Below are 13,575 nucleotides of genomic sequence, written 5' to 3'. Positions count from 1 at the left end.
AAGATGAAAATAACAGCCCTTACCCTTGCTTTGGGGATGATGTGTACCTTCTCTGCGTTTGCCGCCGGCGAACTGCGCTACGGCGTGGAAGCGGAATACCCGCCGTTTGAAAGCCGCAATACGGCAGGGGAGCTGGAAGGTTTTGATATCGACCTCGGAAACGCCATTTGCAAGGCGGCTCAGCTGAAATGCAGCTGGGTGGAGACCTCGTTTGATGCGTTGATCCCGGGGCTGGTGGCGAAGAAATTCGACGCCATTAACTCGGCGATGAATATCACCGAACAGCGACGCAAAAGCATTGATTTTACTCAGCCGATTTATCGCATCCCCTCGCAGCTGGTCGGTAAAGCCGATAGCGGCATGGAGACCACCCCGGAAGGGCTGAAAGGCAAAACCATCGGCGTGCTGCAAGGTTCGATTCAGGAAACCTTTGCCAAAGAGCACTGGGAGAAGCATGGCGTAACGGTGGTGTCCTACAAAGATCAAAATATGGCGTGGGCAGATCTGCTGAACGGCCGTATCGATGCTTCGCTGGTGATGTCTGCCGCCGGGCAGGCCGGTTTCCTCAGCAAGCCGCAGGGCAAAGGCTTTGGCTTTATCGGCAAACCGGTGGCTGACGATACTATTCTCGGCAGCGGGATCGGCTACGGCCTGCGCAAAGGCGACGAGGCGACCAAAAAACAGCTCGATGCGGCAATCGACAAAGTTCGCGCTGACGGCACCATCACCCGTCTGGCGGCGAAATACTACCCGGGTATCGACGTCAGCGTCAAATAACCCGCTTTCCTCCGCAGGGCAAACCTGCGGGGGGATCCAGTCCGCTTCGGTGGAGAGAATTTTTTCACGCTTTTTCTGTCGCCAACAATTGGATTATCAATCGTTTTTGTCTAGAGTGGGCGAAATTCACGACGCATCTGTTTGTCGCGTTGCCGACCAATTGGCATAACAGAAGGACGCTTTCTCAGGCATGAATCGCAGACGTTTTCTCAAATCTTCCATGGCTGTTGCCGCCGTATGCGGAACGTCAGGAGTCGCTTCACTTTTTTCTAACGCCGCGCTTGCCGAGGAATCGGGCATTGCTGATGGGATGACGCGCCGTTTTGACTTTACCGTTTTGCAATCGATGGCCCACGACCTGTCGCGTCAGCCGTGGGGCGGCGCCCCGCGCGACCTGCCGCCAACGCTGGCTAATCTGACTCCGCAGGCCTACAACAGTATTCAGTACGATGCGGGACATTCGCTGTGGAATAACATTGACGACCGCAAGCTGGACATCCAGTTCTTCCACGTCGGCATGGGTTTTCGCCGCCGCGTGCGCATGTTCTCGCTGGATTCACAAACCCAGCAGGCGCGGGAGATTCACTTCCGCCCGGAACTGTTTAACTACAACAACGCCGGCGTAGACACCAAACAGCTGGTAGGGCAAACCGACCTCGGCTTTGCCGGGTTCCGCGCGTTTAAAGCGCCGGAGCTGGCGCGCCGCGATATCGTCGCCTTCCTCGGTGCGAGCTATTTCCGCGCGGTAGACAGTACCTATCAGTATGGACTTTCCGCTCGTGGTCTGGCGGTCGATACCTTCACCGATACCCCGGAAGAGTTCCCGGACTTTACCTCGTTCTGGTTTGAGACGGTTAAGCCGGGGGCGACGGTCTTTACCGTCTATGCGCTGCTCGACAGCCCGAGCGTCACCGGCGCCTATAAATTTGTGATCAACTGCCAGGAGACGCAGGTGATTATGGATGTCGAAAACCACATCTACGCCCGCAAAGATATCAAACAGCTGGGCATCGCGCCGATGACCAGTATGTTCAGCTGCGGCAACAACGAGCGCCGGATGTGCGACACCATCCACCCGCAAATTCACGACTCCGACCGCCTCGCCATGTGGCTCGGTAACGGCGAGTGGGTCTGCCGGCCGCTGAACAACCCGCAAAAACTGCAGTTCAACGCCTTCCAGGACAAGAACCCGCGCGGCTTTGGTCTGCTGCAGCTTGACCGCGATTTCAGCCATTACCAGGACATCATGGGCTGGTACAACAAGCGTCCGAGCCTGTGGGTCGAGCCGCGTAACCAGTGGGGTAAAGGGGCGGTCAGCCTGATGGAGATCCCCACTACCGGTGAGACGCTGGATAACATCGTCTGCTTCTGGCAGCCGGAAAAAGCGATCAAGGCCGGTGATGAGCTGGACTTTAGCTATCGCCTGTACTGGAGCGCGCAGCCGCCGGTGCGTTCTCCGCTGGCCCGGGTGATGGCGACCCGCACCGGGATGGGCGGTTTCCCGGAAGGCTGGGCGCCGGGCGAACACTACCCGGACAAATGGGCGCGCCGTTTTGCCATTGATTTCGTCGGTGGGGACCTGAAGGCCGCGGCGCCAAAAGGCATCGAACCGGTGATTACCCTGTCTAACGGTGAAGCGAAGCAGATCGAGATTCTGTACGTTGAGCCGTTCGACGGCTATCGCATCCAGTTTGACTGGTACCCGACCAACGATTCCACCGACCCGGTGGAAATGCGCATGTTCCTGCGCTGCCAGGGCGAGGCCATCAGTGAGACCTGGCTGTACCAGTATTTCCCGCCGGCTCCGGATAAACGCAACTACGTTGATGACCGGGTTATGAAGTAACCGTCGCGGTTGCCCGTCTGCGTGCCGTAGACGGGTTTTCCCGCAGTGAGAGAGAGCCATGTCCGCAGAAAAAACCCCCGTTCCTGAAACGATCCCGGTCACCGACCAGCTGACGTTGCGCGCGGTGGACGAGCGCTACGTTACCGACTTACACCTGCTGGTGGAGAAGAATAAACACTGGTTACAGCATTCGCTTAGCTGGCCCGCCGCGGTCGACAGCGAAGATGAAACCCGTCGCCATGTCCAGGGAAACGTGCTGCTGCACCAGCGCGGTTACGCGAAAATGTTTTTACTGTTTTTGCGCGATGAGATGGTGGGCGTGCTGTCGTTCAACCAGATTGAACCGCTGAATAAAACCGGCTACATCGGTTACTGGATTGATGAACATCACCAGGGGCAAGGGCTGCTTTCCCAGGCGCTGCAGGCCTTTATGCACTACTACGCTCGCCGCGGCGAAGTCCGGCGCTTCGTGATTAAATGCCGGGTGGCTAACCACAAGAGCAACCAGGTGGCGCTGCGCAATGGCTTTACCCTCGAAGGCTGTCTGAAACAGGCCGAGTATCTGAACGGCGCTTATGACGATCAGAATATCTACGGGCGGATTATCGATAGCCCCGCCTCCTGATGATAGGGGTTCCCGGCGCGCGGCGTGACGCCTTAGCCGGGATACAGCGCTACAGCGATCCCAGCAGCGGCGTGCGGGTAATCTGCTGCGCGCCATTGATCACTTTGCGACCGCGCAGATGAATCGCGTCGCCGTTCAGCGCCTCAATCCGCGCGTTGTCGGTAATTTCGACCCGATGTTCGATCACCACATCGCCACTGATGTGGGCATGTCCTTGCACCAGCACGTCGTCATCCAGCAGGATCGGGCCGCCGCACAGCCGGGCGTGACCGCCCACCATCACCCGATGTTTGAGCACGCAGTTGCCCTCAATCACGGCGTTCTCTGCCACCTGCGAACTGTAGCGTAGCGTCGGTATCGCATCCTCAGCGCGTCCGGCAATCAGGCGCGCATGGTCGTAGACTCTGGCGTTATCGCAGACCCAGACATCGTTTTCTTCATTGCCTTCCAGCCGGGCATAGTCAAATATTTCCGCCCGGTGCTCAACAAAGGCGTGCTCCACGAAGGCATCCCCGTAAATCTGCGCCTGATGAACGATGCGCGAAGCGCTGACCGTCGCCCGCTGGTAGATTTGCAGATATTTGTCGCGGTCGGCGGTCAGTCCCTGGGCGGCGATAATCAGGCAGTGGGGGAGAATGCGCGCCTGGTCGGCAAGGCGGCAAAAGCCGCGAACGCGGGAGTTCTGAAGCGTGACGTTGTCACAAACAAGGGCGTGATGACTGATGGTACCGTGGTCGATCCATGCCTCGTCGCGGATGATAGCGAAGTGGCTGACGATGCAGGTCCCGGTCAGCCGCGCATTACCTTCGATCCGCGCACCGGCAAACACCGCGCTGTTGGGGTCGTAGATCCAGCAGGTGCCCGCCTGACTCAGCGCCGCCTCATCGTCCAGCCAGCCGCCTTCGCTGCCGGCCCGCACATCGGCGAAATCACGCAGGGCCACAATTTGCCGCAGATTTACGCTATGTTTAATCCCGTCCTCTTCATAGTGAAACAGGCGAACCTTGTCGCTCAGACGATATTTGTTCATCAAGACTTCTCTTATCAAGGCTTCTTTTTACTTTTGGTTAACACAAACATAGCAAAAATCTCCGTAGCGTGTTTTATAAGGTTCTTTTAAAATACAACTTAAAGATAAATTGAAAAAATAAATAAAATGAATAAAAAAACGCTTGAACGGCAGGTCCTGAATTTACCTGCAGGTTATTTTGGCATGGTGCTGGGCACGATCGGTATGGGCTTCGCGTGGCGCTATGCCAGCACCCTCTGGCCGGTGAGTCGGGCTATCGGCGATGGTCTGGTGGCGCTGGCGGCAATGATTTGGGCGCTACTGACGATAGCGTTTATCTCCCGGGCCATTCGCTTCCCGTGGAGCGTGCTGCAGGAGATGCGCCATCCGGTTGCCAGCAGCTTTGTCAGCCTGTTTCCCGCCACCACGATGTTAGTGGCTATCGGCTTCGTACCGTGGTTTCGTCCGCTCTCGCTGCTGCTGTTCAGCCTTGGCGTGGTGCTCCAGCTGAGCTATTCCGCCTGGCAGAGCGCCGGGCTATGGCGCGGAAAACACCCGAGCGACGCCACCACGCCGGGACTCTATTTACCGACGGTGGCAAACAATTTTATCAGCGCGATGGCCTGCGGGGCGCTCGGCTTTAACGACGCCGGGCTGGTGTTTCTTGGCGCCGGGATCTTCTCGTGGCTGAGCCTGGAGCCGGTGATTCTGCAACGACTACGCAGCCATGGCGAACTGCCCGCCGCGATGCGCACCTCGCTGGGTATCCAGCTGGCGCCAGCGCTGGTGGCGTGCAGCGCCTGGCTCAGCGTCAACGGCGCAGAGGCGGATACGTTCGCCAAACTGCTGTTTGGCTATGGCCTTTTACAACTGCTGTTTATGCTACGTCTGATGCCGTGGTACCTGCGGCAGCCGTTCAATGCGTCCTTCTGGAGCTTTTCATTTGGTATTTCCGCATTGGCCAGCACCGGATTGCATCTTGGACACAGCCAGCCGAGCGGCTTGTTCCATTACTTATCGATTCCGTTGTTTATCTTTACCAATCTGATTATTGGACTGCTGTTGCTACGCACGTTTCTGCTGTTGCTGCGGGGGAAATTGCTGATTCGCGTCGACCGGGCCGCATTATTAAACAATAAGGACTTATCATGACTATCCGTGACGAAAACTACTTTACTGATAAATACGGGCTGACCCGTACCCACTCGGAAGTGGTCTATGCCGCGACCCAGGTGCCGCCGGGAAAAGCGCTGGATCTGGGGTGTGGCAACGGGCGCAATAGCCTCTATCTGGCGGCAAACGGCTTTGATGTGACGGCGTGGGATAAAAACCCGATGAGCATCAATAATCTGGAGAGCATTCGTGCGCAGGAAGAGCTGAGCAATCTCCAGGCGGCGGTCAAGGATCTGAATAGCTTAAGCTTCGACGGTGAATATGACTTTATTCTCTCCACCGTGGTACTGATGTTCCTTGAAGCGAAAACTATTCCGGAACTCATCGCGAACATGCAGCGTTGCACCAGACCGGGCGGCTACAACCTGATCGTTGCGGCAATGGACACCGACGATTATCCCTGCACCGTTGGCTTCCCGTTTGCCTTTAAACCTGAGGAACTGCGGCGCTACTACGCCGGCTGGTCGTTCCTCAGGTACAACGAAGAGGTGGGCGAGCTGCACCGCACCGATGCCAACGGCAACCGTATCAAACTGCGTTTTGCCACCATGCTGGCGCAAAAGCCGGTTTAACGGGCCGCCAGCAGGCAGAGCTGTAACGCCGTATGATACGAGGCCTCAAAGGCGCGCAGCGGCAAAAACTCAAATTTCGAGTGGAAGTTGTGCGCGCCGGTGAAGAAGTTGGGCGTTAGCAGGCCTTTTGCCGAGAGCGCCGCACCATCGGTACCGCCGCGCATTGGCGTAGGTTTTGGCGTCACGCCAATGCTCTCCATGGCTTCGAACATCAGGTCAATGGCCCGGCGATCGTCGCCAATGGCATTGCTGATGTTGCTGTAGGTGTCGCTAATCGAAAATTCGACGCTGGCCGTCGGGTATTGTGCGGCAATGTGTTCAGCGACGTCGCCAATCTGCTGTTTGCGGCGTAAAAAGCTCTCGCTGTCGAAATCGCGAATGCTGGCCTGCAGCAGAGTGCTGTTTTGATCGCCCTGAATGCCGTTAAACCAGACGTAACCTTCGCGTCCAGCGGTGTGCTCTGGCGTCTGCAGGCGATCGAAATGGCTGATGTAATCGGCGGCCATCAGTAGCGGGTTGACCAGCACGCCTTTGGCGGACATCGGATGGGCGGTCACCCCGGTGAAGCGAATCTCCGCCGCCGCGGCGTTAAAGTTCTCATACACGATCTCACCCAGTTCGCAGCAGTCGATAGTCCAGGCAAAATCGACGGCAAAACGGCTGAGATCCAGCGCTTTCGCCCCCCGCAGGCCCACCTCTTCATCGGGGACGAAGGCCACCACGATATCACCGTGACGATGTTCCGGCGTCAGGTTTTCCAGCACCGTCATCACCACCGTGACCGCCGATTTGTTGTCGGCGCCGAGCACACTGGTGCCATCGCTGAAAATAATCTCTTCGTCCGGGTAGGCGAGAATCTCCGGATGCTCGGCAACCCGCAGCCAGATCTGCTTTTCACTATTCAGGCACAGATCCTCGCCGGTAAAACGCAAAATTTGTGGATGAATGTCCGGGGACAGCCCGACGTCCACGGTGTCGATGTGGGTGATAAAGCCAATCCGCGGCGCGCCCGGAACATTCCCTCTTTTTACCGCGGTGACGGTGGCATGGTCATCAATCACGATATCGTCCAGCCCAAGGCGGCGTAACTCGTCGGCAAGCTCGCGGGCCATCTCATGTTGTCCCGGCGTGGTTGGCAGCGTGGTAGCGCGCGGGTCGCTTTGGCTGCTGATGGCCAGGTAGCGGAAGAAGCGCTGGGTCAATTGACTGGCAAGTGGAGATGGCATAGTGATTCCTTCTTTATTTATTTTTTCAGGTGTTTGCAATCTGGCTTTAGTGTTATGTATGGGCAGGAAAACAACAAGCTATTCATTAGCTGACAAATTAAAAAAGGAAAACGTTATGCAACGCAAACTCACCACGCTTGCTCTGACAATAACGGCACTCACGTTTGGTTCCGCCGTGAGCGCAAAAACGCTGGTTTACTGCTCCGAAGGATCGCCGGAGAATTTCAATCCTCAGCTCTACACCTCCGGTACCAGCGTGGACGCCAGCGCGGTTCCGGTTTATAACCGGCTGGTTGACTTTAAGGTGGGCACCACCGAACTGCAGCCGAGCCTCGCGGAAAGCTGGGAGGTCAGCGACGACGGAAAAGTCTATACCTTCCATTTACGCAAAGGGGTGAAGTTTCAAAGTAATAAATATTTCACGCCCACCCGCGATTTTAATGCCGACGATGTGATTTTCTCCTTTATGCGGCAAAAAGATCCGCAGCATCCTTATCACAACGTCTCCGGCGGCAGCTACTCTAACTTTGAAAGCCTGGAGTTTGGCCAGTTAATTACCGCTATTGATAAGCCTGATGAGTATACGGTGCGCTTTACGTTGGCCCGCGCCGAAGCGCCGTTTGTGGCAGACCTGGCGTGGTATTTTGCCTCTGTGTTATCGGCGGAATATGCGGATGCGATGCTCAAAGCCGGTACCCCGCAGCGCGTCGATTCCGACCCGATTGGCACCGGTCCCTTTAAGCTGGCGCAGTATCAGAAAGATTCCCGCATTCTTTATACCGCCTTCCCGGACTACTGGCAGGGGAAAGCAAAAATCGATCGGCTGGTTTTTAGCATTACCCCGGACGCTTCGGTGCGCTATGCCAAACTGGAAAAGAATGAATGCCAGGTGATGCCATTTCCTAATCCGGCCGATTTGCCCAGGATGAAGGAAAATAAAAACATTCATCTGCTGAATAAAGCTGGCTTGAATACCGGGTTCCTTGCTTTTAATACGCAAAAACCGCCGCTGGACAATGTCAAAGTGCGTCAGGCCCTGGCGATGGCGATTAATAAGCCGGCGATTATTGAAGCGGTGTTCCACGGTACCGGCACGCAGGCGAAAAACCTGCTGCCGCCGGGGGTATGGAGCGCGGACGCGGAACTGAAAGATTATGACTATGACCCGCAGAAAGCCAAAACGCTGCTGCAGGAGGCGGGTATTAGCGGTCCGTTAACGATCGATCTGTGGGCGATGCCGGTGCAGCGTCCTTATAACCCCAACGCTAAGCGGATGGCGGAAATGATTCAGGCCGACTGGGCTAAAATCGGCGTACAGACCAAAATCACCACCTATGAATGGGGTGAATATCTGAAGCGGGTAAAAGATGGCGAGCATCAGGCGGCGTTGATGGGCTGGACCACGGCGACCGGCGATCCCGACAACTTCTTCGGGCCGCTATTTACCTGTCAGTCGGCGAACGGCGGCTCTAACTCGGCGAAATGGTGCTATCAGCCATTTGATAAAATTATCGCCGAGGCAAAATCGATTACCGATCGTCCAAAACGCGAAGCGCTGTATAAACAGGCGCAGCAGATGATGCATGACCAAATGCCGGCGGTGATGATTGCGCATTCGACTATTTTTGAACCGGTACGCAAAGAAATTTCTGACTATGAAATTGATCCTTTTGGCAAGCATATTTTCTATCAGGTCGACATAAAGTAAACAATAAATGTCAATCCGCCCACCGTGGCGGATTTATTTTTTCAAACGTTTGACGTTCCCCTTTTTTTGTCACAAAACTTACCTTGGTATTTTGCTATAAATCGCGCCGACAACTGCATTTACAGGGATTCACTCATGCGTACTCATTTCATTTTTAAAGTGGCAGCACTTGCTGGTCTGTTAGCACTCGCGGGCTGTGCCTCAAAAATTGCCGCCCCGGAAAAATATTCTGGTTTCTTAAAAGACTATTCGAACTTAAAAGAAACGACGTCGGCTTCTGGTAAGCCAGAACTGCGCTGGATCGCTGCGGATTACAATCCGCAAAACTACGATAGCATCGTCTATAACCCGATTACCTATTACCCGGTGCCAAAACCCTCTACCCAGGTCGGGGAAAAAGCGCTGAGCGATATTCTCACTTATACCAACAAACAGATGAAGCAGGCGATAGCCGAGCGTAAACCGCTGGTAGCGAAACCCGGCCCGCGCAGCCTGATTTTCCGCGGCGCGATCACCGGCGTGGATTCCAGTAAAGAGGGGCTGCAATTCTATGAAGTGGTTCCGGTCGCGATGGTGGTGGCAGGAACGCAGATGGCGACCGGGCACCGGACAATGGATACCAACCTCTACTTTGAAGGGGAGCTGATTGACCCGGCGACCAATAAACCGGTGGTCAAAGTGGTGCGTAAGGGCGAGGGCAAAGCGCTGGCGAACGAAAGTACGCCGATGACCATTGATACCCTGAAACAGGTGATTGATGACATGGCGATCGATGCCGTGAAATTTGACCCGACGCAGAAATAATCCTGCGACAACGCAAAAGGCGCCTCCTGAAGGGCGTCTCAGATTGTCGGCAAATCATATTGCCCGATGGTGCTGCGCTTGTACGGGCCTACAGAGCTTGTGAAAATCTTAGCGGTGACGGGTTTTGTAGGCCGGGTCAGGCGTCAGCCGCCACCCGGCAAAACGTGGGCACGATGTTTAAAACGGGCCTGTCATGAATCTCAGGCACCCTTCGGGATAGCGCACTGGATTGTCGACAGAGCAAGCCACTTAAATTGCCCGATGGCGCTGCGCTTGTACGGGCCTACAGAGCTTGTGCAAATCTTAGCGATGACGGGTTTTGTAGGCCGGGTCAGGCGTCAGCCGCCACCCGACAAAACGTGGGCACGATGTTTAAAACGGGCCTGTCATGAATCTCAGGCACCCTTCGGGATAGCGCACTGGATTGTTGACAGAGCAAGCCTCTTAAATTGCCCGATGGCGCTGCGCTTGTACGGGCCTACAGAGCTTGTGCAAATCTTAGCGATGACGGGTTTTGTAGGCCGGGTCAGGCGTCAGCCGCCACCCGGCAAAATGTGGGCACGATGTTCAAAACAGGCTTGTCACAAGTCTCAGGCGCCCTTCACGAGGGCGCCTGTTTTATGTCAGCCGGCAGGAATTAAGCCAGTCTGCGGCGCAGGAACCACTGCTCGGGACGGGCAAACATCACCAGATTCCCCACCAGAATCAGCGCCAGCCCGATAACCGCGTTGCTGTGCCAGACGTAGCCTTCGTAAAAGGTCGAAATCGTCAGGGCCACCAGCGGGAACAGCAGGGTACTGTAGGCGGCTTTTCCGGCGCCAATCCGGCCAACCAGCGTAAAGTAAGCGCCGAACGCAATCACCGATCCGAACAGCGCCAGGTATAGCAGCGCGCCCATATAGCTCAGCGTCCACTGGGGCGTGAAATCATCGCCGCGCACCAGAGCGATAGCTCCCATCACCAGGGTGCCGTAGAGCATCGCCCAGCTGTTGGTGGTCAGGGTTTCCAGACCACGGCGCTGGTGGCGCATACTGAGCATATTGCCGAGAGAAAAACCGTAGGTTCCCAGCGCGCTGAGACCAATTCCCCACAGCAGGGAGGCGTTGAGCCCGTTACTGAGCAGATCGTCCCAGAACAGCGTGATAATCCCCACGAGGCCAAGCGCGGCGGCAAGCCAGAAACGAGCGGGCGGCTGCTGACGGAAGAAAATAAACCCGTTGATGGCGTTAAACAGGACCGCCATGGAAAAAATAACCGATTCAAGACCGGTGTTGATGTGCGCGGCGGCGGTATAAAAGCACCAGAAGTTGAAACAGAAGACGCAGCAGCCCTGCACGACACAGAACAGATGATCGCGCAGTGCCAGCGGACGCAGACGACGGGTTGCCAGCAGTATCGCCAGCATCGTGACGCTGGCGACCGCGAAACGCCAGAAAATGGAGACCGGCGCGGAGACCGGACCCTGTTGTAAAAAGATGGCAATCCATGTCGTTCCCCAGATAACGACCACCAGCCCGTACAGTATTGCGTTCAAAATATTTCTCCCATAAGCACACCAAAGACGCAGTGTGGCGGTTATTGAGCGCCGCCGCTGTCATCCTTGCGGGCTGGACTTGCAAATTCTTGCGCTTATTTTTACCGAATGACCGGAGAGATCTGGTATCCGCTGCCGACTCTTCATAGACTAGGGGTTTACGAAATCAGATGTGTGAAGGCCATGGCTTACGGGACGTTCGAAACATTACGCCGACAAAAAGCCGTCCTGCGGGAGACGGTGGAGCTCAACTCCGGTATTCAACTGGCGGCGTGGTATAACAATCGCGATACGGTGACGGTGCGCAGCGACCACCATACCCTGAGTCTGTACGTCGCGGATGGCTACGAAAGTTATCAGAAAACCCCCGCCGGCTGGAAAAACGGCGGGGGTCCGGACCGTTTTTGCCTGATGCCGAAGGGGGCTGAGAGCACCTGGGATATTCGCGGCGACCTCTCGTTCGTGCATCTGTACTGTACCGACGACCATCTGCGTCGGGTCGGCGAGCAGATCTGGGACCGCAGCCCGGCCTCGTTTAGTCTGCAGGAACAGACCTTTTCCCGGGATGATAAAATTACCGCCGTCTATCGCCAGTTTCTTCTCGATTACGACTGGCAGCAGCAGGCCAACCAGCTGACCTTAAGCTCCGCCAGCACGCTGCTGCTGACCCATCTTATTCAGCACTACTCGAACGTTCAGTGGCGGTTGCCCACGGTCTCCGGTGGCCTGGCGCCGCACGTTCTGCGTAATCTGCTGGCGTGGGTTGAGGAGAACCTGGATCAGCCGCTGACGCTGGCCGATCTGGCGCAGGAGGCGGCGCTCAGCGAATATCACTTCGCGCGGATGTTCCGGCAGTCAATGAACATGGCGCCGCACCAGTATGTGATGCAGCGGCGGATGGTCAAAGCGCAGGAGCTTATCTGCCGCAGCGCCCGGCCGTTGACCGATATCGCGATGGCCTGCGGTTTCAGCTCCGCCAGCCATTTCAGCAACCGGGTGAAAAGTGCCACCGGTCTGACCCCTTCGCAGTTACGTGCGGCGCAGCGCTGACAGCAGGGCGAAACTCACGCCGCCGAGCACCAGCCCCCAGAATGCCGAGCCGATTCCCGCTAAGGTCACGCCGCTGGCGGTGACCAGAAACGTCACCCCCGCCGCATCGCGTTCATTCTCCTGATTCAGCGCCTGAAACAGACTCCCGCCAAGCGTTCCGAGCAGCGCCAGCCCTGCCAGCATCTGAATCCACGCCGTCGGCAGCGCGGACATCAAGGCGGTAATCGAACCGCCGAACAGCCCGGCCAGCAGATAAAAACCGCCCGCGGCGGCAGCGGCCAGCCAGCGCCGCTGCGGGTCAGGATGGGCCTCCGGACTTTGGCAGATGGCGGCGGTAATGGCGGCAATACAGATGGAGTAGACGCCAAAAGGGGACAGTATCAGCGCCAGTCCGGCGGTCGCGACAATCAGCGGCGACACGGGCACCCGATAACCGGAAGCCTGCATCGTGGCGAACCCGGGGGCGTTTTGCGAGGCCATGGTGACCAGGAAGAACGGCACGCCGACGCTGAGCAGCAGTGACGGGGTAAACTGCGGCGCGATATATTCCGGGGCGACAAAAGCAAGGCTGATGTGGTTCCCGGCGACATTGCCGGAGAACACGGCGATGGCGCCGCCGACCAGCAGCGCAGCCACCACCGCAAAGCGTGGATACAGCGCTTTACACAGCAGCCAGGCTGCCAGCATTGCGCCGCACAGCAGGAGATGGTCTTCAAGGGTGGCGAAGGCCTGCAGGCCGAAGCGCAGTAAAATCCCTGCCAGCATGGCGGCGGCGAGCGAGTGGGGGATAATTTTCATCAGCCGGGCAAAAAGGCCGGTCAGCCCGCATAGCACCATTAGACCATTGGCAAAGATAAACACGCCGACCGCCTGGTTCAGCGTCGCGCCCGGTAAGCCGCTGACCAGTAGCGCGGCGCCGGGGGTTGACCAGGCGGTGAGGATCGGCACTTTGCGCCATAGCGTGAGGGCCAGCGTGCTGAGCCCCATCCCCAGGCCGAGGGCCGTCATCCAGCCGGCTATCTGATCCGCATTGGCACCTGCGCTGGCGGCGGCTTGCCAGATAATGGCGGCTGAGCTGGCGTAGCCTACCAGGACTGCGATAAACCCGGCGAGCAGCGTTGGCAGCGGGAGTGAGAACGAGCGCATAGTGACCTCTTGTGCGTTATAACATCCGACAAAATGTAGCACCGTGCGCTATAACGCACAATCATCTTTTCCCTCTTTCCATGCCGCCGTTATCGTCGTCCCGGC

12 protein-coding genes are annotated in these 13,575 nt (G+C 56.9%); 8 read left to right on the top strand and 4 right to left on the bottom strand.

What is annotated here, in order from left to right; genetic code table 11:
- Positions 1-3 precede the first annotated feature (3 nt).
- From AC007G_RS12060 to rimL, 3 genes are all read left to right on the top strand, one after another.
- The gene (locus AC007G_RS12060; protein WP_479466613.1) at positions 4-777 is read left to right on the top strand and encodes a transporter substrate-binding domain-containing protein; all 774 of its coding nucleotides are present in this window, start codon (positions 4-6) and stop codon (positions 775-777) included.
- A gap of 190 nt (positions 778-967) precedes the next feature.
- A complete protein-coding gene (locus AC007G_RS12055) occupies positions 968-2,623 on the top strand; it encodes a glucan biosynthesis protein D (RefSeq protein WP_004861457.1) in 1,656 nt (551 codons plus the stop codon).
- A 58-nt stretch (positions 2,624-2,681) separates the two neighbouring features.
- Positions 2,682-3,248, top strand: coding sequence for a 50S ribosomal protein L7/L12-serine acetyltransferase (rimL, locus tag AC007G_RS12050; protein ID WP_142630597.1), 567 nt, complete (start codon positions 2,682-2,684; stop codon positions 3,246-3,248).
- Positions 3,249-3,297: 49 nt separating this feature from the next.
- Here the strand turns inward: rimL and ydcK are convergent, their stop codons facing one another.
- Positions 3,298-4,278, bottom strand: a complete 981-nt coding sequence (ydcK, locus tag AC007G_RS12045) for a YdcK family protein (protein ID WP_142630599.1) — start codon at positions 4,276-4,278, stop codon at positions 3,298-3,300.
- A 126-nt stretch (positions 4,279-4,404) separates the two neighbouring features.
- Here ydcK and tehA point away from each other — a divergent pair, with 126 nt between their 5' ends.
- Both tehA and tehB read left to right on the top strand, forming a co-directional pair.
- Positions 4,405-5,409 (top strand): dicarboxylate transporter/tellurite-resistance protein TehA, encoded by a 1,005-nt coding sequence (gene tehA, locus AC007G_RS12040; protein WP_099973584.1) that lies wholly within the window; start codon positions 4,405-4,407, stop codon positions 5,407-5,409.
- Positions 5,406-6,002, top strand: a complete 597-nt coding sequence (gene tehB / locus AC007G_RS12035) for a tellurite resistance methyltransferase TehB (RefSeq protein WP_142630600.1) — start codon at positions 5,406-5,408, stop codon at positions 6,000-6,002. The genes tehA and tehB overlap by 4 nt, the downstream gene beginning before the upstream one ends.
- Here tehB and pepT read toward each other — a convergent pair.
- Positions 5,999-7,228 (bottom strand): peptidase T, encoded by a 1,230-nt coding sequence (gene pepT, locus AC007G_RS12030; protein ID WP_032696297.1) that lies wholly within the window; start codon positions 7,226-7,228, stop codon positions 5,999-6,001. The genes tehB and pepT overlap by 4 nt on opposite strands.
- A 115-nt stretch (positions 7,229-7,343) precedes the next feature.
- On the opposite strand from pepT, the gene AC007G_RS12025 reads away from it, so the two are divergent.
- Positions 7,344-8,936, top strand: a complete 1,593-nt coding sequence (locus AC007G_RS12025) for an ABC transporter substrate-binding protein (RefSeq protein WP_032699992.1) — start codon at positions 7,344-7,346, stop codon at positions 8,934-8,936.
- Between the two features lie 135 nt (positions 8,937-9,071).
- Positions 9,072-9,740: a DUF3313 domain-containing protein gene (locus AC007G_RS12020; protein ID WP_032687910.1), complete on the top strand. Its 669-nt coding sequence runs from the start codon at positions 9,072-9,074 to the stop codon at positions 9,738-9,740.
- A gap of 637 nt (positions 9,741-10,377) precedes the next feature.
- Here AC007G_RS12020 and AC007G_RS12015 read toward each other — a convergent pair.
- Positions 10,378-11,274, bottom strand: a complete 897-nt coding sequence (locus tag AC007G_RS12015) for a DMT family transporter (RefSeq protein ID WP_032687909.1) — start codon at positions 11,272-11,274, stop codon at positions 10,378-10,380.
- 183 nt (positions 11,275-11,457) lie between these two features.
- Between AC007G_RS12015 and AC007G_RS12010 the strand changes: the two genes are divergently transcribed.
- Positions 11,458-12,324 (top strand): AraC family transcriptional regulator, encoded by an 867-nt coding sequence (locus AC007G_RS12010; RefSeq protein ID WP_032696295.1) that lies wholly within the window; start codon positions 11,458-11,460, stop codon positions 12,322-12,324.
- Here the strand turns inward: AC007G_RS12010 and AC007G_RS12005 are convergent.
- Positions 12,304-13,512 carry a benzoate/H(+) symporter BenE family transporter gene (locus AC007G_RS12005; RefSeq protein WP_260612544.1) on the bottom strand — a complete coding sequence of 403 codons (1,209 nt, stop codon included), beginning with the start codon at positions 13,510-13,512 and terminating at the stop codon, positions 12,304-12,306. The genes AC007G_RS12010 and AC007G_RS12005 overlap by 21 nt on opposite strands.
- Positions 13,513-13,575: the final 63 nt, after the last annotated feature.

It is taken from the genome of Klebsiella sp. CSG-1, from assembly GCF_056521145.1.
This window is presented reverse-complemented; position numbering and strand designations above follow the sequence as displayed.